Origin of the sequence: Shewanella sp. P1-14-1, from assembly GCF_001401775.1 — a bacterium.
GTDB lineage: Bacteria > Pseudomonadota > Gammaproteobacteria > Enterobacterales > Shewanellaceae > Shewanella > Shewanella japonica.
Map to the genome: position 1 here is coordinate 197,062 of NZ_LKTL01000001.1, position 25,117 is coordinate 222,178.

A 25,117-nucleotide genomic window follows, 5' to 3' on the forward strand; every position below is an offset into this window, starting at 1 on the left:
AATCGTACTTAGGAAACAGTTAACAAGTTGACTGAATTTATTGACCATTAGAGAAGAATTCGATGCTAGCGATTTGTTGGCCAGCAATTATAAAACAGCAAGCAAGTGAAGAGCTCATTTACCTCGCTAATCAGACTGACTGGCTAGAGTATTGTTGTTTACAACTGCACCTCATAGGTAGTAACGATAGGTTATTAGATAGCAAGGGCTCTACATTCGATATTGTTATCGAGGCGCAAGCTCACCTTCAACAACATCAGACTAATCACCCAACAGCGGCATTACCACAACTTAGAGCAAGCCAGCAACCCATAGATTTAGTGACCTTTATTCAATACGTACGCACACATGCAACCCTTAATGGTCATTGCTGCAGTGCCAAACTGGTGCTTACGGATATCAAGCAAGGTATCGACACTGTGGCATATCTTGAATCTATTTAGCTTGAGTCACTGCAACCTATCGGGCAAAATGCCTAGCAATTTCACTATCGCTACTTCACTCATCATGACTCATCACACAACAATGGAACAGCAAAAAATATGGAACTGCTGAATATAGAATGCCTTGGCAAACGTCTACGATTAGAAGGCTCTATGGCCGGTTGGCAACAACTTTATTGGGATAATCAATTAGTCTCTCAAAAATCGGCATCAGCAGATAACCAGGCTTTCAATGTGCACGAATTCGAATTATCGCGCCCCGCTTCAATGGCAGGAGCAACGACTGATGACATTATTACTGAAACCAGTAAAACCATTGTAAAAGTAAGAGTAGAGGCTGATGTCCAATGGCAGCCTTTTATCATTAACTACACGATTTTGGTTGATAATGACACAGTCGCTCAAGGGCAGAGAAATACTAAAGATATCGAACAACAAGTGCCTGAAGTCGCTCCTGTTAAAACGCAAAAATTCAGTATGATTGGCTTAGCCTCACTTGGGTTCAAGCTATTAAAAAGTGCCAAAGTTGTCAAAGCTATGCTCGCTGCGGCAAGTGTCGCGGCCTATTCATGGCTATTCTCAATTGAATTTGCACTAGCATTAATTGCCTGTCTGGTTGTTCACGAATATGGCCATATTAAAGCCATGAAGCACTTTGGTATGAAAACCAAAGGGATTTACCTTATCCCATTCATGGGCGGTTTAGCTGTCAGTGATGAGCGAATAAATACTCGATGGCAAAATGTCGTCATCTCTATCATGGGGCCAACATTTGGCCTCTTGATGTCAATAGCCTGCATGGTCGCTTATTGGATCACCGGCAATATCTTTTTTGCAGGTTTAGCCAGTTTTAACGCCTTACTAAATCTGTTTAATCTACTGCCGATTTTACCCTTAGATGGCGGCCATATTCTTAAAAGCATCACTTTTTCGATGAACAGCATGGTAGGGTTAATAGCCTGTATCGCTGGAGCGGCAATAGGCGTGTTTATCAGTTATAGCTTGGGGCTGGCTTTATTAGGGTTCTTGTTGCTAATTGGTAGTTTAGAGATTGTATTTGAGTGGAAAACTCGACACCAAAGTCACCTGTTGCCCTTAGATAGGTATGGGCAAATTTTCTCAACGGTTTGGTACTTTTTAACGGTTGGTCTACTTATCGCTATTATTTGGTATTTTGCAGCTTCAGGCGACGAGATGCTGGCTATGCCGCTTGAAATTTTAAAGAGTTAATACTTCAACATGCTATCGCTGGCAGTATGCAATATCATTGCTAATGCCAGCGACTCACCATTAACTGATCTCAAAAACCTTGGTCATTACCTTATAAAGCTCTGTCCCTTGATGCACAGAAGCTGAGGCAAAATGCAGTACAGGAACGCAATCACAAGGTAAACTGATTGTCGTCATGGCATTCTCTGTTCCGTATTGATCAAGTCGTAAAAGGGTCACTAACGGCTCACCAGCTTTCAAAGGTTGTCCTACCTCTGCGCAATACTCCACTAATCCAGCTTTTGGTGCATGGAATTTTTTATAGTTAGCTAAATCACATCCCCAACGCTTCATTGGTGCAGGTTGCACTTTTTCTGCGATCACACCTCTATGACTTAAGTACGCCAAGATCCCCATCGCATCGAGTTCTGCATCAGCCATATCGACACGCTCTTGACTCGCCAATTCAAGCGTAAACGCCGCTACGGGGACGTCAAAATGTCTCCCTTGACGCGCACAAAAGCGTTGGAGCTGCCACCACGGGTAAAATGCAGCCTCATCCATAGCACCGCCAAACTCATTAGGAATAACCAATGAATAAGGAATTGAGAAATAAGCCGCAGATGCGACATCATACTCTGGGCAATATAGATGTTTTGCAGACTTAGGGCCGGTATGTAAATCCAATACAATATCCGCTTGATGCGCCATCGATTGCAGTGTCACCGCGAGTTGATGCCCCGTGCTAATTCCCCAAGAGTTATTTAAACGTTGCTGACAGCTTTGTGCTAATAACACTCGAAATGCGGCGAACAATTCATTATTTGATAAAGCCTTGTTTGCTTGATACCAATTAGGAATGTCTGCCACTATTGCGGCATGTTCAAAATATTCTCTATTCCAGTTCACTCCCGTAATAGGATCAAATCGCCCAAGAGTAAACTCACCACTTTTTTGATTAATCCCCAATGGGTTAGCTAAAGGAACACAATGTATATCACCTAAGATTTGATGGCCTTCTAATAGCGTCATCAACTGATGAATTACCGCGTTACCTTGCACTTCTGCGCCATGAACATTAGCTTGAATATAGACAGATGGTGCAGCACTATCACTTCCTTTAAACGTATAAATAGGAGCTGTTAGCGCTTGGCCAGTAGCCAATTCACCTAATTGAACTGTAGATACGTGAGCGTTGGAGGTGCGATTCGCTTCTGTCATATATTCTTTAGCCTCATATGTTCCAAGCATTGTTACTTGGTGAACACTTCCTATTATTCAAATAAATTTTGGTGCAATGAATTGACCACATCTGCCGCTTCAGACTCTGCTACTAATACACATAAGTTATGCGGGCTTGCGCCTTGACAAATCATTCGCACATTGTGCTTTTCTAATACTGAGAAAACACGGCTACAAATCCCTGCTGTTGAGGCAATTTTATTACCAATAATAGCCACTAACGCCAATTTATCTTCAACACGAACTCGACAATGCTGTGATAACTCCTGCAGTAATGATTCACTCAATAGCCCCTGACCGCTAGAGTCTGATCCTGTTTTATCGAGCGTTAATGAAACATTCACTTCTGAAGTGGTAATCAGATCAACTGAGATTTTGTGCTTGGCTAATGTCGCAAATGTTTCAGCAAGGAAGCCTTGTGCATGCAACATTTGCAGGCTGTGCAAATTAAGCAGGGTTTGATCACGTCTTAATGCAACAGCACGGTAAACGGGAGCGTTTTCTACTTGATGTCGAATCCAAGTACCGCCTTGTTCTGGCGCTTTACTTGAACCAACAAACACTTGAATTTGTTGTCGAACGGCAGGAAGAATCGTCGCAGGATGCAATACTTTAGCACCAAATGTTGCCATTTCAGCGGCTTCATTAAAACTGATTTCAGGGATTGGTCTAGCATTGGGAGCAAGACGAGGATCGGTTGTATAAATACCTGCTACATCGGTCCAGATTTCTACCGCATCAGCTTTTAAGCCCTCAGCCAACAGTGCTGCTGAATAATCACTACCACCACGGCCAAGAGTAGTGGTGCGCCCTTGGTCATCAGCGCCAATGAAACCTTGCGTAACAATAACTTCATTGGCTAATAGTGGTGCTAAATGCTCAGCACCTAACGATGCTATTTGCTCTATTTGCGGCTCTGCGCGGCCAAAATGGCTGTCTGTACGTAATACTTGTCTGACATCAAATGCACTTGAAGGAGTGCCCTTTTCACGAATAACAGCAGAAAATAGCAATGAGGAACATTGCTCTCCCATTGAAAGTAGTTCATCAATGATTGCTTTACTGCGATCTAATACAAGCGCATCACTGAGCACTGACATACGGCTAAGTAACTTATCAATACCTGCGGCAACATCTTGGGGACGATCGAGCTGATCAACAATGTCATATTGAATTTGGCCAATTTGCGTCAGTAATGCTAAACGACGCTTGTCATTCACATTAGCTTGCGTAAGCTCCACCAATAAATTAGTTACGCCGCTGGATGCACTAACAACAACGACTCGAGTATGTCTGTTCGCTAAGATAATATCGGCGCAGCGGTTCATTGCAGCGTAATCTGCCACAGAGGTTCCACCGAATTTAGCTACAACTAAGCTCATACTGACACCTCCACGCTTGAAGGCTGACATACAAATACGAATTGACTACTTAGATTAAAAAACATGATTACACTCCGAACTTACTTCGTTCGAAGAGCCTGGTGCAGTGATAACGCACCCTTATAAGAAGGGAAACAGCAATCTTCACCAGAAGCTCTCCACCAATGAATAGGTGACAATCGTTAGGATTCAGCCTAATCGACCGATATGAAATGAAACCAACCATTTGACATACCTCGGCGCTAATCTCCCTCATAAGTGGTTTTAGGAATTGGTTTTCCTCGCACTTACTACCTAGCTAACGCTCCTCTTCTGTTTCTTCCCTCAGGAAGAAATTGAAAAATACCAATAAATAACCACCTAAGTCAATTATGAAATGTAATAAAATTACTAAATAACTGAATACTGAATATACGACATTCATACTCGCTGTCATCACATCAGCTTAGATATTTAAATGGTTTTGATAAAAATAGCTTTATTTACAGATACTAAAGATATGAAAGCAAGCATTAACTTTAACGTAAAATGCTAACAATACAGTACTTAGCTATATTAAATAGACCATAAGGGAAGTTTTAGTTTCAAACTCTGAATAAAGGCATTTTTAGATAGGTCGGCCTTCCATAAGCCATTTCTAGTTCAAATCAATACAGCGCTATTATAAATAACCTTGTCTATAATAAAGTGGGTTTATCAGCTGCCCTAATGCGTTGATATAATAGGTAACTAGCAGTATCAGTTTGACGGAACTGCTTATCAATCAATAAATTACTCATGAAGATCAGGCAACTCATTGACCACCTGAGTGCGAGTCATAAAATCGCCTATCATCACTTCTTTATCAGGTGCATCGCCACAAGCAACTAATGACAAACGGCCTTGATTGACATAATAGATTGCATGCTGTTTAAACTCGCGTCCAAGCTCCAAAGCTTGTTCTTTTTCAATAAAGATAGCCCAGCTTTTTTCCATATGAGATAAATCGGGAGCGGCTCCAATAAGCGAGCGATATGGACGCTTATATTGTTCGATTTTGGTTTGTAATTGGCGGTCGAGCAAACGGTTTTGACAAGGAGTTAAGATACTCCCTAACGGGTTATGAGCAGTGACGATTGCAAAAGGAATATCATTCGCAAGTCTCTGCGTTAGTAAGAATTGTGTCCCTTGATATTTGTGCCAAAGGCACTCAATTGCATTTTCCATTATTTCATTTTCTCTGTTGAACCCAGTTTACAGTAGCAAACCCTTTATTACAGTGACAGCCCATGTGATACAAGTCACAAGAACCATAATTATATTAACCTTTTAAATCAACATCTTACCTAAAAAACCAATTTTGTAACAATTCTAGAGAGTAAATTTGTTAACATTTCATTTGTTAACAAATGCCTAAAACGAGTACAATAATCATCACTAGCTAGATTTTGCTACATAACTATTAACAGTGATACAAGCAGTTACATACTTCAGTAGTTTAATTGCTACTAAATTTTCAAGCTTGTACATTTTGTTCTACATTTTAGATGATATAAATATAGAACAATAATTAGTTTGCCAAGGAACTTTAACGAGCAATCTAATCTCATAGTTTTATGAATCATTGTTTTAATAGATCTTTCGACTGATTGTGAGTCAATTAATACTCAGCATACAATCTAAGTATTGATTTTTTATGATCACATTTATGTCACGTATGTCACTTTAATGATGTATTAAGCTGAATGTATATAATGTAGTTAGTCATGAAGCGTGTTTTGTTCAGGGCAGACATAGATAAACACCTATCGTGAAATTGAAAAATTATCGGCACTTTCATAAATAAGCAGTGCCACCGCCCTAGTGCAACATGACTAGAATCGAATTGTTTTTAATTTAGGTAAATAACATGCAAAACCCACACATTCTTATTGTTGAAGATGAAGCTGTAACCCGTAATACTCTGCGCAGTATTTTTGAAGCAGAAGGGTATGTAGTAACTGAAGCAAACGATGGCGCAGAAATGCACACAGCCATGCAGGATAATAAGATTAATCTTGTTGTTATGGATATCAATCTTCCTGGTAAAAACGGTTTATTGTTAGCTCGTGAACTTCGTGAAATCAACAACATCGGTCTTATTTTCTTGACTGGTCGTGATAACGAAGTTGACAAAATTCTTGGTTTAGAAATTGGCGCTGATGACTACATCACTAAGCCATTTAACCCACGCGAATTAACTATCCGTGCTCGTAACTTATTAACTCGTGTTAATAGCACTGGCGCAGAAGTAGAAGAGAAAGGTTCAGTTGAATTCTACCGTTTCAATGGTTGGAGCTTAGAAATCAACAGTCGTTCTCTAGTTAGCCCACAAGGTGAGTCTTACAAGCTACCACGTAGTGAATTCCGTGCAATGCTTCACTTTGTTGAAAACCCAGGCAAAATCTTAACTCGTGCAGATCTGTTAATGAAAATGACTGGCCGTGAGCTTAAGCCACATGACCGTACTGTTGACGTTACTATCCGTCGTATTCGTAAGCACTTCGAAAGCTTACCTGATACGCCAGAAATCATCGCGACTATCCATGGTGAAGGCTATCGTTTTTGCGGTAACTTAGAAGACTAATCACACATAGTGATACAAAAAAGCCAAGTCAATGACTTGGCTTTTTTTATGACTTTTTATCAGTCACGTTTCTACAATGATCAGCATATGACATCTCGCCAAAGTGCATTTCGCACTTACTTGCTTATCCTTAAACCTAACATCCCTTTAATGGCGACGATTATTGTTGAGCAACTCTATCAAATTCTTTAAACACAATGCCCCCACAATCAAATTGAGGGCAATGAGTACCACTACAGCCATTTACTTCAACTCATTTTCCAAGAAAGCAGCCAATGATTTGTAAAGGTGATTTCTCACTTTCTCACCACGCATTGAATGTTTCGAACCTGGATAATCCATCATCTGAAATAATTTACCTTCGTCCTGCAATGCCTTATAAACACGCGTACTGTTTTCAAACAATACATTGTCATCGGCCATGCCGTGATACATCATCAAACCTGATTGATAATTTTTCACATATGGTAAAACGCTCGCTGCATCATACCCTTTTTTATTTTTTTCTGGGTGACCCATGTAACGTTCTGTGTAATGGGTATCATATAAACGCCAATCCGTTACCGGAGCCCCAGAGATTGCCGCTTTAAAATAATCAGGCGCTTTAAACTGCGCCATAAGCGCCATGTACCCGCCATAACTATGGCCATAAATACCAATATTATCACCGTCAACAAACGGTAAGCTTCTCAGGTAATCAACCCCGACTTTTTGATCCTCAACTTCCGCATCGCCCATATTTTGATAAATTACATACTCAAATTTTGTGCCGCGATGGGCAGAGCCACGATTATCAAGCTGAAATACTGCAAAGCCTTGTTGAAGTAAATACTGAGTAAAGTAATCCGCCTCACTCCAGCTATTAACGACTAATTGCGCATGTGGACCACCATAAACACGTACCACTACCGGATACTTTTTACTGTCATCAAATGGTACAGGCTTAAATAAGCGATACTGTAATGCTTGGCCATCTTCAGCTTTAAGCTCGCCAAACTCAGGCATTTCCCACAAACCAGCAAAGTCATATAGAGGATGGCTTTTAGTGACTTCGTTTTGTTCAACCCAAGCTAATTGTTCACCCGTTTCATCATGTAAACTCACCTGTGGTGGCTGACTTAAGCTACTAAAATAATCTAAGTACACAGGCTTATTATCTGCAAACACTGCTGAATGCATGCCACTACGAGATGATAACTTCTCAATTTTACCACCAGCTAATGGCACTCGGTATAAATGACGCTCAACCACGCTATCTTTTCGACCAGAGAAGTAAACCCAACCTGCTCTTTCATCTACCAGTTCAAGCGCATCCACCACCCAATCACCTTGGGTTAATTGTTGCAGCACTTTGCCGCTTAAATCGAATAAGTAAAGGTGGTTAAAACCATCACGTTCTGATGCCCAAATGAAAGACTTCTGTTGTTTTAAAAAATGTAAATCATCATTTAAATTCACCCAAGCTTCACTGCGTTCGGCAACAATGGTTTTCGTCTTGTTGTTACTGCTTAAATCAGCAATCCGTAAGTCTAGTGATTGTTGGTCGCGACTCTGCCATTGGAATGACAGATGCTTACTATCTGGTAACCATTTCACTCTTGGCAGGTAAATGTCTTTTTCTTTGCCTAAGTCAATCCATGAAACTTGTTGCTCTTTTCCTTCTTTGGCAAGCGTAATAACGCCTAACTCTATTTCAACGTTGGTTTTTCCCGCATATGGGTAACGCTGCTCGGTGAGTTTAATTCCATCAGCATAAATCTCATTACGAGTAACCAGCTCAACGCCTGACTCATCAATGCGAGTAAAGGCAATGGAAGTTTCATCTGGTGACCACCAGTAACCTGTCATGCGCCCCATTTCTTCTTGGGCGACAAATTCAGCCATACCATTTTTTATCGGCCCTTTGCCATCAAAAGTCAGTTGGATGAGTTTTGACGTTTCTAGGGCTAGGACAAAAATATTCTGCTCACGTACAAACGAAACAAAGTTTCCTTTTGGCGATAATCTTGCGTCAGTAACAAAGCCTTCACCCGTATCCAGTTCTACCGTTTTATTGTCTGCTAAAGTGAAGTAATAAAGCTTACCCGCAGCAGGAATAAGCAAAGATTGACTGTTTTCTGCCCAAAAGTACTCCATGATCCCTTGACCATAAATACGTTGGCGTTCGCGGCGAGCCTTTTCTTCATCCGATAATTCGCCTGACGCTAAATCATCAGCATTAAGCAATATGCTACGTTTAGATGTCTTAATATCCATCTGCCATAAATCAAACAAATATTGGTTATCCTCACGGCTCGCAAGATAGGTTACTCGACTGCCATCAGGTGACAGCTTTAACCCTCTTGGGCTTGCTCCTGCTAAGGCAGGTGATGCATGAATACGTTCGATAGTGAGTGGGGTAGAGTTTCCTGTCATTTTCGTCGCCGCTATTGCTTGTGAAGAAACCAGTGCGCCAGCCAATGCTAACAACATTACCGACACAGCTGACCATGTCGCTTTCCATTTATTTGTCATTGTTATTCCTTGCTGTAAACCGAGGCAAATTTCATTATTTGAATTATTTATTTAACCTAATGCCTACTAGAATTCGTTATTTTGCCTGAGTTTATAACAAATCGGTATCCCGTCCTAACTTGCTCAACTTTTTCACGCTGTATTGTGCGTCAATCTGAGGTATTATCGTTGCCAATAAATTAAAACATTAACCACTGGTTACCGACCTTAACCTCTACTGTCTTAGGAACAAGCATGCAAACTTTGACACAAACCCTTACAAAACAAGCAGTACCCGACTCACTTTCACAACTCATTTTGCGCTTAGCTGACTGTTCGAAAGACATCAGCCAAGCGGTTCGCCACGGCGCACTTGCTGGCGTCTTGGGCGCAACAGAGCAAGAAAATGTTCAAGGTGAAACTCAGAAAAAGCTCGACGTTATCACTAATGACATGCTTAAAGATGCGTTAAAAGCCGAAGGAAACGTGCGTGGACTCGCATCAGAAGAAGAAGATTATGTCGTTGAAGTCAATAAACAAGGCGAATTCCTTGTGTGTTTTGATCCCTTAGATGGTTCATCAAACATTGATATCAATTCGCTAGTTGGCACTATTTTTTCAATCTTGCCAGCACAAGATGGCGAATTAACAGAAGCCAGCTTTTTACAAAATGGTCATCAGCAACTTGCTGCAGGTTACGTGCTTTATGGACCATCAACCATGATGGCATTAACCACTGGCCAAGGTACTCAGTTATACACCCTAAATCCTGATACCAATGAGTTTTTACTGACTGATGAAGCGGTTAACATCAGTAAAGACACTGCAGAATTTGCCATCAATATGTCAAACCAGCGCTTTTGGGAAGCACCAATGCAAACTTACATCAGTGAATTATTGCTGGGTAACATTGGTCCTCGAGAAAAGTCATTTAACATGCGCTGGATTGCTGCGATGGTGGGCGATGTTCATCGCGTATTATGTCGTGGCGGTATCTTCATGTACCCAACTGACAATAAGAACCCAGAGAAGCCATACAAGCTACGTTTAATGTATGAAGCAAACCCAATGGCACTATTAGTAGAACAGGCCGGTGGTAAGGCATCTACTGGCTATGGTGATATTTTGGATATTGCCCCTGAAGAAATTCATCAGCGTGTTGCGGTTATCTTAGGTAGTGCTAACGAAGTCGATGCTTGCTTAAGCTATCATGGGCTTGATTATAGTAACGAACCAGATATTGCATAATCGTGCACACTTAATAAAAAAACCGCCAATTGGCGGTTTTTTTATTAAGCTATCGACCCAAACTGATTCGCTGACTCAACGATTCCCTATTCCCAACTGAATTTACCATATTCAGGAAAAGCCAGCGCAGTTTGCGGGTTAGCTGCTAGTTCTTGCTTCATTGCTATAATATCTTTTTGCAACTGCGTTCTGAATTGCCACACTTCTGTCGCAACCGCTTGAAGCTCTTTTGAATCGCCAGCGTTACCATTTCTCACCGCAGCCCATATTGGGCGTAGATAATCAAAACCTTGTTTTAAGTGGGCCACATTAGCATCAATGAACTCATCTAGTTGCGGTGATGTTGGTAATGATTCAACAGGCTGAGTGCCGATGGTTGAGAAAAAATCGATATATTCATCTAACGAAACACTGTCAGCACTTTGCCATTTTGATAAACTTGCCTCATTAAGTAATTGCCCTGTTCTTGGATCAATAACCATTACAGTCGGTGTGCCAAAGTAAGCAGGATAACCATACTTTTGCGGTAAGCTATGCATATCGTCAAAATATGCCACATCGACGAATACGGTTTCAAAACGTGAGATTAAAATAGGCTGCATTGTTTGGTCTGAAAAGTTACCCGCCAGACCTCTGCTGTCATGACACCACTGTGCTCCCATCACAACTAACAATAACTTTCCTTGCTCAAAAGCCTTTGACTGAGCTAACTCAACTCTTTGCAGATCATTATCGTGTGCGATAAAAGTATATTGCGGTAACGCTTCAACGTGGTGCTCTGTTGACTGACAGCCCATCAATAACATCAATGGTATTAATAATATTCCAATTGCTAATCTCACTTAACGCTCCCTTTTGGTCAGTGATACTGATTTACCTTATCAGCATATACAAAAAAGGCCTGCAAATGCAGACCTCTTATCTAGCTTATTAAAAGAACTAATTCATTTAATAGTGAATCGACTCATCGCATTAAGCTTTTTCAGCTTCTAATTGATGCGGCTTCTCAGTTTGATCAACGATAGTTAATACCGCGGTATCACCCACTACGTTACATGAAGTCAGTACCATATCAATGATACGGTCAAGCGCTGCCACAATCGCAAAGGCTTCAACAGGTAAGCCCATCTGATGGATAAGCACACCAATCATTACCATCCCGCCACCTGGAACGCCACCAGCGCCCACTGACAGTAAAAACACACTGAACAATAATGCTGGGATTTGCTCACCACTGATTGGCATACCAAAGGCATTAGCAACAAAGAATATAGCAATAGTAATATAAATCGATACGCCGCCCATATTCATCGTTGCACCAAGCGGCACGCCAAAACCAGCAACGGCACGATTAACACCAAGCTTATCAGTCAAGGTTCGCATAGTAACCGGAATCGTGGCATTTGAGCTTGCGGTTGATAACGAGAATAAGATTTGCTCGCGGGTTTTCTCACGAAACTGCTTGGCAGTCACTTGCGTGAAGAAGCTGACTGCGAATGGGTAAACCACAAAAATCCACAGCAACAATAGCCCTAAAATGAGTAATAAATACTGCACAACACTGAAGAATATTTCTGGCTCTAACGTTGCCCCTAACTTGAACATCAACGCAAACACACCAATAGGAGCCAAATTCATCACAACAGAAATCAAACGCATCATAATAATATTTGCAGTTTGAAAGCCTTTTACAGCACCTTTGGCAACTTCACCTAATGATTTAATCACGCCGCCAAGTAGCAGCGCCATAAAGATAACCTGAAGCATATTGCCCGAAGTAAATGCCGAGAACGGGTTATTCGGCACGATATTCACGATAAGCGTCATTAAGTTGGGTAATTCAGTCGCTGTAATGGCCACATCAACATTGCTTGTCATGTCGATCCCTTTACCAGGCTCTATGAGCATAGCAACGGCAAATGCTGCTGTGATAGCCACTAGGGTATTGATGATATAAAAACCAAATGTTTTACCACCAAGCCTGCCAAAGCTTTTTAAATCTTGCAGTTCACAGACACCGCAAACAATACTCACAAACACTAAAGGCACAACAAGCATCATGATCATATTGACGAACATCTTTCCGATGCCCGATGCAATGTCGACTAATGTCCCAGAAAAGAACGCTACATCATTTAGCGCAAATTGGACGATACTTCCGAGAAATACCCCTAAGAATAACCCGATAAAAATTCGAGTTGATAATGATTTAACCATGATTGTTGTATTCCTAGTTCAAGCCGACTTCAGAAGCAAACACCTAAAAACGACAATAAAATTGTTTTAATTATTTTAGCGACCACGATACTGAAACAAGTTGCAATACATTTCAATGTTAGAGATCAATAAGTTGTTACTCCCATTGAAACGGCAGATTTACAACTATAATTAACCAGCTGATTTTAAAGGCCTTACACTAAAAAATTAATCATTTAAGAGTCAAAGCCAGTTTTGCTCACCAAAACACATCCCTTTAACAGCTAAACATATCGTGTTTAAAAGACTGAAAAGTTAAAGTCACTAGTATACGGGTTAATATTTCGACTTCACCCCATAGTGCATCACATGGGTAATATATGTTGCTAAATCAAATCGAAATATGAGTTAACACAAAGAAAACGAAAAGGGGTCAAGTTGTAACAACTAGGTAGACTCCAGTTACATTTCTCTTTGGAAATACATGAAAACAAAAAAGCAGTTGAGGTTAGTCAACTGCTTTAATTCAATGATCGCTTTCTAGGCTATCTAACACATTCGATAGGCATACGCTAAATACAAAAACATGTTATCAAACGAGCCGATAACGGGATTAGGCCAGCCACAGCTCTACATCATGGATCATAAAGTTACCGTTATAGATTGGGTCAGGCTCACCAATCGGTTCAAGTTCAAAGTAAACCTTATGCTCATCTGGTAAACCTTCATAACCGCCAATCACCTGATATAACCAGTTTTCAGCTTCCCATTCGAGCTTATTAGCATGAAGATACTCTAGCGCTGACTGTCGCAGACCTGAATCGATGACTTCACAAAAGTATTGATCCACAGCCAGTTTAAGCGGGTTATCAGGGATGTCGAAATCTTCTACATCACTCATGGTCGTTGCCACATTGTGCTCACGTACTTTTGTTGGCAATAAGTCACGACTAATGGCTTTTACTTTAGATACTACATCTAATAACACTAGTTCGTGCTGACTGTTATTAACGTCAACACTGGCAGGCTTAATCATTGCGTCGGCGCAATTGAATAAGTTTGGCACGTGCTTATGACCGACGTGGTTTTCAGGCTGGTAATCTGGATGCAGATCAGTATGTAACAAAAAGCCTTTAAGCAGACGAGTACGTCCCTGAATTTGCCTAAACCGACCTAGCAATTCAAGTAATCGCCCTTGAACAGCGCTAATTTCTTGAGTGCATTGGCTCAGTGTTTCTTGCAAGTTAGTGACAAGCAGTCGTCTTAACTCTCGAATATCACCAGCAATGTCACTCAATTCACTGAACTGGAACATTTCCAATCCATTAAGCAACTCAGACACTTGGCTTTGTGCAAGTTCATTCTCACGAATTTTTGCACTAATACTGCCAACATAACCGAACTCGTTATTAATGCGGCTCCACAACACCCTAATAGAATATCTTAGGCTATCGGTGAAGCTATAAACATGTTCACTTAAATCGGCTAAGTAAGCCTCAGCAGCACTATAATCAATATTATGCCGTGCTTCTTTATAATGATCGGCTAACGTTTTAATCGTACTAAACGCTGAGCCAACATTGGCATCAATCTGACGATTGCGCTCATCGCTCAACGCTTCTTCCAGTAATGCTCTCACTGAACGTTTAAGACGTAAGGCCTCATCGGGTTCTGGTCGCCATAAAATACCACTCTTTTTTAGCTTTTCTATCACAGCAACGTCATGTGTTGTTTCACTGACAGAACCCGCTAAATAGGCATCCATAACCACATCAGCATGACGGCTTAACTGCTTTAGCAGCTTAACCCCTGCTTGATGTAAATTATTACTCATACTAAATCCCTTTGTGTCGCAGTTTCAGCTTGAGCTTCAAGGCTTAATCCTTCTGTTTCATCAATAAAGCGGATCACTTCGTATAAATAATCAAGCTTACCTGTGGCAATGTAAATTTGCTTTTCACTGTTGGGTTTAACTAAATAACCTAGTTCAACTAAACGCTTAAATACCAGCTTTATTTGATTATCAACATTGTGACTGGTGGAGCCAAACAATCGATAATGACTTAGCTTAGCCAATTGCTCCATAAAAGCTGGGGTGTCTTCAATACGCGCTTGAAGCTCAGTCAAACGGATCGGTGCACCTTCACTTAAAGGAGCATCTTGACCACTGCTTTCTTGAACTAAAACCAGCCACTCAACTAATGGCACCAGCGCTGAGCAAATATCCTTAAATTGGCTAGAAATCACTTTCTTTTCTTGCTCGCCTAACTGCTGATAACCACAAAAAAAGACATCTCCTTCAGCTGCCGAAGAAATCGTACGATTAATTTGATTTAAATACTGTTCAATTTTCTCAAAGGTATGCGGGCTTTTTAAAGCACGCCAACCATCTTCATTTGTGGTGCGACAGATAAACTCACCACGCAATAATTGCTCGATAAGCATTCCGGTTCCGACCAAGGTGGTTTCTGAAGGCGCTACGCTTTTAGAAGACAAAGGTGATTGCATTGATTCAGACATTAGATCGCCTCCTTATTATTGGCACGCTGACTTAATCGCTCAGCCAGTGGATTGCTTTTCGGTTTCACCACCTGCAATTTGCGTGTTTGTTTATTAATGATGTATCGGTTAGCAAACAGATTAAGTACTTCAGACTCCGGATTCGGGAAAGCCCCTAATACGCTAATGTTGTTATTCACACAGGCATCAAAGATTTTTTTCACATTGGTATGATGCAGAGTACCCAGCTCATCAATAGGCCAATGAATCGTGACATCCGCTTTACCACGTAATAAGCGAGTAAATGCGAGCAAGAACTTACACAGAATGAGATACGCCATACCGTGACTAGAAGACTCGTTAAGCTGTCTATCAGTACGTATAACTAAATCGCTGTTACCTTCTTTTAAGCGCAGCTCAATTTCTAATAGCTTGGCAATACCGCCCGAAAGCGCTGCACGACCAATAATATCTAGCGCACGACGCATGCTTGATGTGTAGTGCTCATCAGGTAATTGACTGAAACCATCTGCTTTCCATTGCTTAAAGGCTTTCACAAACACTTCCAGTTCAGGCCAGAACTCTAACTCACTAATGCGAGAACGAATCTTAACTGCCGATTCAGATACCCCATCAAGGAATAACTCTTCACCGACTTCACGGGTAATGCGAGCACTTTGTGAAGCAATACGTCTATCGATATCAGCTAATACATCGTAGTAAGCGGTTAAGTCGATACCAAAAATTCGTCCTTGTTCACGAATCGCCATAAGTGATTGCGGTACCATCACATTTAATAATTGTTCAAGTTGGGGCACTAACTTACGGTAATCCAGTAATCGAATACCTTTATCGTTGGTAAAGCTAGACTCATCACGAGCACGCTCCCAAAACTCAGCGAGGCTTGAACCAGATTTACTGGCAATAACGGAATCAAAATGTTCAACATATTGCTTCACTGAACCTAGAAGATAGTCACGTTGTAAAAGTAACTCTTCACCTTGTCTTAAACGTTCACCAATGCTGCCATCAGCTTCTTCTTTGCTTTTAGGTAATTTAAGCTCAGCGAGTTTACGCATCACTGCACGCAATTTCGTTAAGTTCTCTGATGCGTCAACTTGTGCTGCATCAGAGGCTTTTTTAACCGTCTCTAGCTGCTGTTTGCGCTGTTTAACTTCAGCCGTTTTATTCGCAAGTTGTTGCTCGAGTTCAAGCACGGCTTGTTTTACTTTAGATAAGTCTGTTTGCAACTTTGGCTTGCTGACAAGCCAGGCGTTTTGATACCAATGATCGTAACGCAATACATCACTGCGACGTTTTTCAGCATGGCTGATTTGCGCTTCTAGTTCTCGTATTTTCCCTTTAAGCGCCACAATTGCAGCTTCATCTACTCCACGAGATTTAAGCTCATTTTTATACCAAGTATCACAGGCTTTTTGCTCTTGTTTAGCATTGCTGCGACGGGTTTCAATATTGGTTTTGATTTGTGCGAGCTGATTGTCTAATGCTCCGACAACATCTTGCCAATAAGCATTTTTTTCCATTCGAGCTTCAAGCGCTTGGTCTTTTTGCTCATCTAGCCACTCTAGATGCTGGTTATGTTGCTGCTTGAGTTCATTATCAAGCTGCACTAATCGTTTGGCTGCATGGGCTTTTCTATCTGCTAACGCTTGGTTAATTTGAGTCTGAGTGCTACGTTTTTCATCAAATAAACGTCTGACATCTTCACGGCTATTTTTATACGCCGTTCGTGCAAAAGTCAGTTCTTTACTGAGGTTATCTAACTCATCATTAATCATAACAAGCTGATCTTCATGTTCAGCCTTTAGCTCTTCAGCTTGAGATAAAGCCTCTTCTGCTTTGGTTAACCGCAAGCGTAAATCTTGCTCGGACGCAGCATAATCAGGGACATCTATCGCCTTTAAATCAAGCCCAATTCCAAATAGCGCGTCATCGCTACTGCCTGCCACATTAGGATGTAAGTCGGTGCGATGAAGCAACTCAGGTGCTATCACTTTACCAAAGCTTTGCTCCCAACCTGGTGACTCTTTACGTAAAAACTCAAGTAACGTGTGTGACTGCGGAAATAATATCCCTTTAACATCATCAACATCAGCTAAACGTTCATTCACTCTGACACTAGCAATCCGCAGCGCTTCACTCACTTGATCGCGTTTAGCACGTAATTTACGTTCGTCTATGGATAAGCGATCGACCTTTTGATTACAGATTTCTTGTTCTTCATCTGCACGGCTAATGCGCTCATCAAAAATGGCTAACGTGGTTTTTTCTTCTTCAGTGTACGTCACACCGTCAACTTGGTGGCTAAGTTCACCACGAGTCAATTTAAGCTGATATTCTTGTTCCGCAAATGTCGCTTTACCCGCATCAGTTTTTTCGCGCCAAACATTTTCAAGATTAGCTAAATCTTCTGAAGCGGCCTCACGCTGAGCATCACGGTTTTCACGCAGTTCATCTTGTTCTTCATGGAGCGTTTCAAGCTCACGATGAAGCTGCTCTGCTATCTTGCTACGTCGACTACTGTAAGCTGCTTCAATATCTTGATGCTTTTCAGTTTGCAGTTTATGACGCTCTGTTAGATTTTCTAAATCACTACGCCAATTATCTAAACTGTCTAAATCGGCTTTGGCTTGTTCAATATTGGCATTTAAGAAACCTTCATATTGATCCTCAATTGCATCAAGCTCAGCCTCATACTTGCGAGTATCACCTTGTGCAAATGATAACTCTTGGCTTATTTCGTCCCTTGCTTCTTTCCACTCTTCATCTAACATGCGTAGTTGTAAGCTGGCATCTTTAGACTCGTTTTGACTTAACTCTTGTCTTTCTGCCTCAAAGGTTTCATCTGCGCGATAACCTTTGGCAAGGCTGCCAAGTCGTAATTCAGCGCTCAGTAATTGGTTAAACTCTTGCTCTAGTTTTTCAAATTCAGGGCGAATTTGTTCAAAACCTTGTACTAACTGGCTTTCACGGATCCAACTCTCAACCCGTTGAGGGTTTAAACGAGAAGTCGGTGGATTAACGCCATCTTCTTCTAAAATCGCCGCCACCATCGACTTAACGGTTTCCATTTTTCCTTCTTTGGAATGCACCGCTTTAGCGAGTTTTTCAATATGACGTAGTGAGTATTCGCTATCACATAAGGAGAATTGATGCCCATAAGTGCGCAGCTCGCCTTTATTGCCGCCTGTGGTGAGTAAGCTACGATCATGTTGAATAATGGCTCGATACTCTCGGGTATTTAGCAAATGAGTGTGAGTCACTTGGGCACGCTTCATTTCACGACCAAGTTCAACCATGGTATGACAAATAATGGTGTCGCCATTACGTGATTTTACGTAATCATCTAACTCAAAGCCTTTGGCAATAAACCGGTAATTAACCCCTTTACCATCACCAGCAGAAGCCATAATCGCTTGGTATAGCTTGCCATCGCTCTTTTGATATTCGTAAATGATGTAGCTTGAATCATGAGGCAAATACCAACGCTCAAAGCTATCCCTAGTCGACGGAACGACCCGACTTGGGTACTCACCATAAAATACAGGTACCAGTCGTTGTAATGTCGTTTTACCTGATGCATTGGTACCACAAATATTGGTATGTCCATCAAGTTGTAATTCAACGACACCCGGTAAATGGGTATTGATTAATACGATTCTGATCAAGCTTGGCATTGGGATCCTTTTACGCACTATCTGCGAAAGCAAAAACTCGTTTTATCACGGTTATTGTTGTGAGCAATTTTCTTATGCTAATAAGTTAAATCAAAGCGATGCGTGAAGCAATTTCGCTGATTAAATTGGCCTAAATGATACGCTAACATAACTCAAAACAGCGCTTAACAAAGCAGCAGTTGAAGTATAATTTGCTTAATCAGCATACAATTGTGAGCAGGTTTTGGCGTTTTAAGGTGTTAACTCACTACCAAGTAAAAGCAGCAACCGAAAAACCGCTAACTACAGCCACAAAAAAACCACCTAAGAGGTGGTTTTTTCATTAATTTAATGTGCCAATGTTTAGTTAAAGTTTGAACATATCCAGTGAAAAAGGCTAAGAAACACCCTTAAGGCATAAGGCTAAGTCACATACCTCAGACATAAACTTAGAAAGCACATTAAAGCTTAAACTGAGAGGTGGCATTATTCAGCTCGTCAGAGAAATCTAACAACCCATCAGACACATCTTGTACTTCGGCTAAAATCTCTAATGTTTGAACAAATGAAGCATTCATTTCAACAACGTTATGGCTAACTTGCGCTGCTACTGCAGATTGCTGCTCTGTTGCCGCTGCTATGTGTGTATTCATGGTATTGATATTCACAATCTGTTCTTGAATAGACTTTAAAACATCACCGGTTTCACGGGCATGTTTTTCATTATCAGACGCTTTACCAATAGCAACATCCATCGTTGTAACTGATGATTCTGCCGCGCCTTTTAAACGAGACAGAACTTCACGAATTTCTTTAGTGGCATCTGCAGTTTTAGAGGCTAAAGCCCGAACTTCATCCGCTACAACCGCAAAACCTCGGCCTTGCTCACCCGCTCGTGCAGCTTCAATCGCGGCATTAAGCGCCAATAAGTTTGTTTGTTCTGCAATGGAGGTAATGACATTGAGAATTGAATTTACACTTTCAGTGTCTTTGGCTAATTCATTAATCGACTCTGAAGCGATTTCAATTTCTGCATTAAGCTCTTGAGAAATATTAATCGTACTTGCCACCACAGCTAGGCCGTTTGTGGCTTCACGCTCTGCACTATCAGCCGCTTCTGCTGCCTGTTGGGCGCTTTGAGAAATTTCATTAACAGACAAACCCATTTCTTCCATTGAGTGCTGCACTGTTTTGGCATCTAGACTTTGCTTTTCTGTTGCTTGAGTCGCAATACCCATTCGCTCTTTTAATGACTCAGCGCTTTGTAGTAATGGCGCTGTAACGCTTACCACTTGCTGAATCGCATCGGCAAGTAAACGTAAAAAACGGTTAAAATTGGTCGAGACTTGGCCTAGTTCATCGCGCCCTGTGACATCAAGTTGATGACGTAAATCACCTTTACCATCGGCTAACTCACCAAGCGAGTTAGCTAAATTACCCGCAGAGCTACTTAACGATTTGGCAATAGAGATAGTTGCAATAGCCATTAATAATAGTAAAGACAAACCAATAGATAACGTCAGCATTAAACCGGTTTCTGAATGGCTAACCGACTCTTGAATCGTATAATTAAACTCGGTAACTTTGTCCGCTTTATATTGCTGAATACCTACCATTAATTTGTCATAAACTTGGGTTTTAGAAGCAATAATCTGGCCGACTTTGCTCATGTCAATCGTGTTATCAACCATGCCTTTTGCAAGGTCAAAGGTCACTTCATTATATTGATTTAGTTCTTTATTAAGTAATGACAAATTACTCGACTGTTCACTGTCGAGACTAATAAGGCTATTAATGTTTTTTTGCAGAGATTGGTATGTTTTATTGGCGTTATCAATCAAGTCTTCATCAGAGAATGACACCGCTTGAGTATAAAGTTCATCAAGCCTTTGAACATAAATAACATTTTGATTGGCAAGCTCAACACGCTGCGAGACTTTGTCTTGCATGAACGTCATTGCATCGTTGTTCTTATTAATCGAAATAATACTGATCGTTAAATTGACGGCAAAGATGATGACAGAAAGTACGAAAATCAAGCCGACTTTCTTGAAGATTGACATGTTGCTAAACCAATTCATTTGTTGCCCCCAAAGCACTCGTAAAAGGATATTTGCCTTAATAAAACACGTATAAATAAACTGCGCTGTCACTTTAAAGTGACCATATTATTTATCGCAGCTTACCTTGCTAAAACGCGTTAAAATCCTTTTATACTGCTATTAACGACAAATACGTTACAATTTGTTTATCGGCCACTCGGCAAATTGCTAAAGTTAATAAGCAATATTATTTCGAGTCGTCGCTTTAACTTCGTAAAGCTTATCATCAGCTTGCTTGATTAATTGTTCAGCATTGATCCCGGGTTGCCATTGCGCAGCCCCTTGAGAGACAGTGACATACTCGCTCACCAAAGAGTCTGGGTGCTGAAATGCTAATTGGTTAAGGCGTAACTTAATATTATTAGCGACTTCAACTGCGCCTGCTATATCGGTTTCTGGAAGCAACACAATAAACTCTTCTCCGCCATAACGAGCACAAACATCTCTCGGCCTTTTAATCTGATGTTTTAATAACTTTGCCAGCTCAATCAAACATTCGTCACCACGCTGATGGCCTGAGTAGTCATTGAGTTTTTTAAAGAAGTCTATATCCATTAGAATGATTGACATGGCCGAGCCACTTCGCTCGCAATGCTGAATTTCTTTGGTTAACATCGCATCAAAATAACGTCGATTACTCAGCTTGGTCAAACTATCTGTTAACGCTAATTGATTGAGTTCATTAACTAAACGTTGATTTTCAACATCTTTAAAAATTGACTTCCTAAACCATTTTTCAATGACTTGCTGACCTGAAATGACAATCCCAAGAAAGCTCAACATTTTCATGATTGGGAAAAACAACTCATCAGCAAAAAAGAAAACTCTCACCGATGCCATATAAGTCGACATGATGAGTACAGCAAAAAGCAATAAACGACGGACGGGGAAAAATGCGATAGATAAAGCAAACATCATTAAATGCAATATTGATTCTACTTTTCCCTGAGCAAATGGTGCTGATAATATCAACCAGTTACAGACTGTGATCCAACATAAAAGTAACGCCAATATATAACGATAGAAGCGGCCGTAGTCATTTATCTTTTGCGACGAAGGAAGAGAGAAATCACGCATTGCGCCGTAAAGCGATACCAATGCTAATGGCAGGATACTAATCAGTGTGAAGGTGAAATTTAGCTCTGGAATATTCAACAATCGAGTAATGCCAATCACAACCGCTAAAATAAAGCTCAGTACACTTAACCAACGACACCCTTTGGCAAGGTATTGCTGGGTTTCAAAGTGTAACTGTTGCTCAAATGTCGGGGTTGTTTTTTGCATCTTTCACTTATGTATGAGGATATCTCAATTGATTATAGCGACTTTCACACCTGTTGCGACATGCTTTTTGCTTTTAATTTAACCAGCACTTGAACTTAAACAACAATAGCTTACATAGTATTGCCACTTGGTTTAGTCACTTCACTGTTAACGCTAAATTTGCTCGCCAAACAAAAAAACAGCTAACAAAGTTAGCTGTTTTTACTTTTTCGATATTTGCTAAAGTAACCTAAAGGCTATCGCCTTGTTTGTGGAGGTGACTTATGCAGCAACGGTATCAGAGTTCAATGCTTTCTCAACAGTATCATCAGTTGCGTTATCTGCTTCATCACTATGACGAATCAAGTAATCGAATGCCCCTAATGATGCTGTTGCACCACTTCCCATCGCAATGATAATTTGCTTGTAAGCTGAGTTAGTCACATCGCCAGCTGCAAATACTCCGGGAATAGATGTCTCACCTTTACCATCAACAATAATCTCACCACGGGGAGTTAAGTCTACGGTATCGGTTAGCCACTCTGTATTGGGTACTAAACCAATTTGAACAAAAATACCCGCGAGTTCAACATTATGAGATTCGTTTGTGCTGCGGTCAGTATATGTAAGACCCGTTACACGCTTACCGTCACCCAAAACTTCAGTGGTCATTGCTTGAGTAATAATGTCAATGTTGCCCATTGAATTAGCTTTACGCTGCAAGACTTCATCAGCACGTAAACTAGCGTCAAATTCAAGTACGGTGACATGTTCAACGATGCCAGCTAAGTCAATAGCGGCTTCAATGCCGGAATTACCACCGCCAATCACTGCAACACGCTTACCTTTAAATAAAGGGCCATCGCAATGTGGACAATAAGCTACACCACTACCGCGATATTCTTGCTCACCAGGTACATTCATTTCACGCCAGCGTGCACCCGTTGCTAATAAAATGGTTTTACTTGTTAGCTTAGCGCCACTTTCAAGTTCTAGTTCAAATTGTTTACCCGACTTTAATGACAAAGCACGTTGATTATCCATGATATCGACATCATAATCTTTAACGTGTGCTTCAAGGTTGGCCACCAGCTTAGGGCCTTCTGTTTTAGACACTGAAATAAAGTTTTCAATGCCAACAGTTTCAGCTACTTGACCACCAAACTTATCGGCAACTACGCCAGTGCGAAGCCCTTTGCGCGCTGCATATATCGCAGCTGACGCGCCAGCAGGGCCACCACCAACAACTAAAACATCAAACGATTCTTTGTTATTTAACTGTTCAGCTTTTCTTGCTGCTGCATTTACATCTAACTTGTTTAAGATTTCTACAACAGAAATCGCGCCAACAGAGAACGGCTCTCCATTCATATACACTGTGGGCACAGACATGATATTGCGGTCATTAATTTCATCTTGAAATAATGCGCCATCAATCATCACATTAGTAATATTTGGGTTGATCGCAGCCATCATATTCAACGCTTGCACCACTTCAGGACAAGTCTGACAGCTCAACGACACATAGGTTTCGAAATGGAATTCACCAGGTAAGTTTCGGATCTGTTCGATCACATCCGCATCTAATTTGATCGGATGACCACCAGAGTGCAGTAACGCAAGCACTAAAGAGGTAAATTCATGCCCCATTGGTAAACCAGCAAAGGTAATATTTGATCCATTTTGTGGATTTTTAATGCTCATTGACGGCGTTCTATCCGACGTTTGCTGCTGTAAACTCACTAAAGATGATAAACCTTCAATATCTTGAGCAAGTGATAACAACTCTTGAGACTTAGAGCTTGCATCTGCTGACACGACAAGTTCAACTGGGCGCTTGAGGTTTTGCAGGTAGGTATTCAGTTGATTTTTAATATTCGTATCTAACATACGTGTGCTCCTGGAAAATAAAATGAGATTGAGCAAAAAAATTGTCAATCTTAGTATCTCTGCATGGTGATGAATCACACAGAAATCGGGATGCCTAAGATTGACCGGAGATGATTTGAAACAGGCTTGCTAACCTTTGTTAGCAATATGGCTTACTCAGATGATGAGATGAGTAAGCCATTGTGACGTATTAAGTCTGTAAGCTTAGATTTTACCTACTAAGTCAATTGATGGAGCAAGTGTTTCTTCACCTGGCTGCCATGCTGCTGGACAAACTTCGCCGTCGTGTGTTGCTACGTACTGAGCAGCTTGAATTTTACGTACTAGCTCTGATGCGCTACGACCAATACCTAGGTCATGTACTTCAGCAACTTTGATTTCGCCTTCTGGGTTCATTACGAATGTACCGCGAAGTGCTAAACCGTCTTCTTCAATCATCACACCGAAATTACGCGTGATTGCACCAGTTGGGTCACCAATCATTGGGTAGTTGATTTTGCCGATAGTGTCTGAGCTTGCGTGCCATGCTTTGTGAGTGAAGTGAGTGTCAGTAGATACTGAGTAAACTTCAACGCCCATTTCTTGTAGCTTAGCGTAATGGTCTGCCATGTCGCCTAATTCAGTAGGACATACGAAAGTAAAATCAGCAGGGTAAAAGAATACTACTGACCATTTACCTAGTAGGTCTTGCTCAGTCACTGGTACAAATTCGCCATTGTGAAATGCAGTAGCTGAAAATGGCTTGATTGTAGAATTGATAATTGATTGAGTCATTGTGTTACTCCGATAATTTAATTAAGTGTGTCGCTGTATCCGTTTGTTGGAATAGATAATAGCGAGTCTTTAAAATTAAATATAACGGGTAAAA

18 protein-coding genes and 1 riboswitch are annotated in these 25,117 nt (G+C 41.0%); of the genes, 5 read left to right on the forward strand and 13 right to left on the reverse strand.

Going from position 1 to position 25,117, the window contains the following annotated elements:
• The first annotated feature begins 62 nt into the window (after positions 1-62).
• A complete protein-coding gene (locus tag AN944_RS00745) occupies positions 63-443 on the forward strand; it encodes a DUF4144 family protein (protein ID WP_055022662.1) in 381 nt (126 codons plus the stop codon).
• 99 nt (positions 444-542) lie between these two features.
• On the forward strand, positions 543-1,673 hold the full coding sequence (locus AN944_RS00750) for a site-2 protease family protein (protein WP_055022663.1): 1,131 nt from the start codon (positions 543-545) through the stop codon (positions 1,671-1,673).
• 60 nt (positions 1,674-1,733) lie between these two features.
• On the opposite strand, the gene AN944_RS00755 is transcribed toward AN944_RS00750, so the two are convergent.
• From AN944_RS00755 to AN944_RS00765, 3 genes are all read right to left on the reverse strand, one after another.
• The gene (locus tag AN944_RS00755) at positions 1,734-2,873 is read right to left on the reverse strand and encodes a succinylglutamate desuccinylase/aspartoacylase family protein (RefSeq protein WP_055022752.1); all 1,140 of its coding nucleotides are present in this window, start codon (positions 2,871-2,873) and stop codon (positions 1,734-1,736) included.
• A gap of 53 nt (positions 2,874-2,926) precedes the next feature.
• Positions 2,927-4,276, reverse strand: a complete 1,350-nt coding sequence (gene lysC / locus AN944_RS00760; protein ID WP_055022664.1) for a lysine-sensitive aspartokinase 3 — start codon at positions 4,274-4,276, stop codon at positions 2,927-2,929.
• Between the two features lie 143 nt (positions 4,277-4,419).
• A riboswitch (Lysine riboswitch) is annotated at positions 4,420-4,596 on the reverse strand.
• A 451-nt stretch (positions 4,597-5,047) separates the two neighbouring features.
• The gene (locus AN944_RS00765; RefSeq protein ID WP_055022665.1) at positions 5,048-5,482 is read right to left on the reverse strand and encodes a DUF3293 domain-containing protein; all 435 of its coding nucleotides are present in this window, start codon (positions 5,480-5,482) and stop codon (positions 5,048-5,050) included.
• 682 nt (positions 5,483-6,164) lie between these two features.
• On the opposite strand from AN944_RS00765, the gene arcA reads away from it, so the two are divergent.
• The gene (gene arcA / locus AN944_RS00770) at positions 6,165-6,881 is read left to right on the forward strand and encodes a two-component system response regulator ArcA (protein WP_055022666.1); all 717 of its coding nucleotides are present in this window, start codon (positions 6,165-6,167) and stop codon (positions 6,879-6,881) included.
• A 48-nt stretch (positions 6,882-6,929) separates the two neighbouring features.
• Complete coding sequence (locus tag AN944_RS21595; RefSeq protein ID WP_160319065.1) at positions 6,930-7,073, forward strand: hypothetical protein; 144 nt, start codon at positions 6,930-6,932, stop codon at positions 7,071-7,073.
• A gap of 51 nt (positions 7,074-7,124) precedes the next feature.
• On the opposite strand, the gene AN944_RS00775 is transcribed toward AN944_RS21595, so the two are convergent.
• Positions 7,125-9,395 (reverse strand): S9 family peptidase, encoded by a 2,271-nt coding sequence (locus AN944_RS00775; protein ID WP_082419828.1) that lies wholly within the window; start codon positions 9,393-9,395, stop codon positions 7,125-7,127.
• A 234-nt stretch (positions 9,396-9,629) separates the two neighbouring features.
• Here AN944_RS00775 and AN944_RS00780 point away from each other — a divergent pair, with 234 nt between their 5' ends.
• A complete protein-coding gene (locus tag AN944_RS00780) occupies positions 9,630-10,622 on the forward strand; it encodes a class 1 fructose-bisphosphatase (RefSeq protein WP_055022667.1) in 993 nt (330 codons plus the stop codon).
• A gap of 86 nt (positions 10,623-10,708) precedes the next feature.
• On the opposite strand, the gene AN944_RS00785 is transcribed toward AN944_RS00780, so the two are convergent.
• From AN944_RS00785 to ahpC, 9 genes are all read right to left on the reverse strand, one after another.
• Entirely contained in the window at positions 10,709-11,464 is a 756-nt protein-coding gene (locus AN944_RS00785) for a thioredoxin family protein (protein ID WP_055022668.1), read from the reverse strand.
• A 130-nt stretch (positions 11,465-11,594) separates the two neighbouring features.
• On the reverse strand, positions 11,595-12,839 hold the full coding sequence (locus AN944_RS00790; protein WP_055022669.1) for a dicarboxylate/amino acid:cation symporter: 1,245 nt from the start codon (positions 12,837-12,839) through the stop codon (positions 11,595-11,597).
• Between the two features lie 592 nt (positions 12,840-13,431).
• Positions 13,432-14,652 (reverse strand): hypothetical protein, encoded by a 1,221-nt coding sequence (locus tag AN944_RS00795; protein WP_055022670.1) that lies wholly within the window; start codon positions 14,650-14,652, stop codon positions 13,432-13,434.
• Positions 14,649-15,338 carry a hypothetical protein gene (locus AN944_RS00800; protein ID WP_225442170.1) on the reverse strand — a complete coding sequence of 230 codons (690 nt, stop codon included), beginning with the start codon at positions 15,336-15,338 and terminating at the stop codon, positions 14,649-14,651. The genes AN944_RS00795 and AN944_RS00800 overlap by 4 nt, the downstream gene beginning before the upstream one ends.
• The gene (locus tag AN944_RS00805) at positions 15,338-19,015 is read right to left on the reverse strand and encodes an ATP-binding protein (RefSeq protein ID WP_055022671.1); all 3,678 of its coding nucleotides are present in this window, start codon (positions 19,013-19,015) and stop codon (positions 15,338-15,340) included. The genes AN944_RS00800 and AN944_RS00805 overlap by 1 nt, the downstream gene beginning before the upstream one ends.
• A 440-nt stretch (positions 19,016-19,455) precedes the next feature.
• The gene (locus AN944_RS00810; RefSeq protein WP_055022672.1) at positions 19,456-21,075 is read right to left on the reverse strand and encodes a methyl-accepting chemotaxis protein; all 1,620 of its coding nucleotides are present in this window, start codon (positions 21,073-21,075) and stop codon (positions 19,456-19,458) included.
• A gap of 195 nt (positions 21,076-21,270) precedes the next feature.
• Positions 21,271-22,380, reverse strand: coding sequence for a GGDEF domain-containing protein (locus AN944_RS00815; protein ID WP_055022673.1), 1,110 nt, complete (start codon positions 22,378-22,380; stop codon positions 21,271-21,273).
• A 261-nt stretch (positions 22,381-22,641) separates the two neighbouring features.
• Complete coding sequence (gene ahpF, locus AN944_RS00820) at positions 22,642-24,249, reverse strand: alkyl hydroperoxide reductase subunit F (RefSeq protein ID WP_055022674.1); 1,608 nt, start codon at positions 24,247-24,249, stop codon at positions 22,642-22,644.
• Positions 24,250-24,453: 204 nt separating this feature from the next.
• Positions 24,454-25,023: an alkyl hydroperoxide reductase subunit C gene (ahpC, locus tag AN944_RS00825; RefSeq protein ID WP_055022675.1), complete on the reverse strand. Its 570-nt coding sequence runs from the start codon at positions 25,021-25,023 to the stop codon at positions 24,454-24,456.
• Between the last annotated feature and the right edge of the window lie 94 nt (positions 25,024-25,117).

What these genes read in the sequence shown, in the direction of transcription:
- AN944_RS00745 (WP_055022662.1), top strand. Translation starts at nt 63, where the DNA reads ATGCTAGCGATTTGTTGGCCAGCAATTATAAAACAGCAAGCAAGTGAA.
- AN944_RS00750 (WP_055022663.1), top strand. Translation starts at nt 543, where the DNA reads ATGGAACTGCTGAATATAGAATGCCTTGGCAAACGTCTACGATTAGAA.
- AN944_RS00755 (WP_055022752.1), bottom strand. Translation starts at nt 2,873, where the DNA reads ATGACAGAAGCGAATCGCACCTCCAACGCTCACGTATCTACAGTTCAA.
- lysC (WP_055022664.1), bottom strand. Translation starts at nt 4,276, where the DNA reads ATGAGCTTAGTTGTAGCTAAATTCGGTGGAACCTCTGTGGCAGATTAC.
- AN944_RS00765 (WP_055022665.1), bottom strand. Translation starts at nt 5,482, where the DNA reads ATGGAAAATGCAATTGAGTGCCTTTGGCACAAATATCAAGGGACACAA.
- arcA (WP_055022666.1), top strand. Translation starts at nt 6,165, where the DNA reads ATGCAAAACCCACACATTCTTATTGTTGAAGATGAAGCTGTAACCCGT.
- AN944_RS21595 (WP_160319065.1), top strand. Translation starts at nt 6,930, where the DNA reads ATGACTTTTTATCAGTCACGTTTCTACAATGATCAGCATATGACATCT.
- AN944_RS00775 (WP_082419828.1), bottom strand. Translation starts at nt 9,395, where the DNA reads ATGACAAATAAATGGAAAGCGACATGGTCAGCTGTGTCGGTAATGTTG.
- AN944_RS00780 (WP_055022667.1), top strand. Translation starts at nt 9,630, where the DNA reads ATGCAAACTTTGACACAAACCCTTACAAAACAAGCAGTACCCGACTCA.
- AN944_RS00790 (WP_055022669.1), bottom strand. Translation starts at nt 12,839, where the DNA reads ATGGTTAAATCATTATCAACTCGAATTTTTATCGGGTTATTCTTAGGG.
- AN944_RS00795 (WP_055022670.1), bottom strand. Translation starts at nt 14,652, where the DNA reads ATGAGTAATAATTTACATCAAGCAGGGGTTAAGCTGCTAAAGCAGTTA.
- AN944_RS00800 (WP_225442170.1), bottom strand. Translation starts at nt 15,338, where the DNA reads ATGTCTGAATCAATGCAATCACCTTTGTCTTCTAAAAGCGTAGCGCCT.
- AN944_RS00805 (WP_055022671.1), bottom strand. Translation starts at nt 19,015, where the DNA reads ATGCCAAGCTTGATCAGAATCGTATTAATCAATACCCATTTACCGGGT.
- AN944_RS00810 (WP_055022672.1), bottom strand. Translation starts at nt 21,075, where the DNA reads ATGAATTGGTTTAGCAACATGTCAATCTTCAAGAAAGTCGGCTTGATT.
- AN944_RS00815 (WP_055022673.1), bottom strand. Translation starts at nt 22,380, where the DNA reads ATGCAAAAAACAACCCCGACATTTGAGCAACAGTTACACTTTGAAACC.
- ahpF (WP_055022674.1), bottom strand. Translation starts at nt 24,249, where the DNA reads ATGTTAGATACGAATATTAAAAATCAACTGAATACCTACCTGCAAAAC.
- ahpC (WP_055022675.1), bottom strand. Translation starts at nt 25,023, where the DNA reads ATGACTCAATCAATTATCAATTCTACAATCAAGCCATTTTCAGCTACT.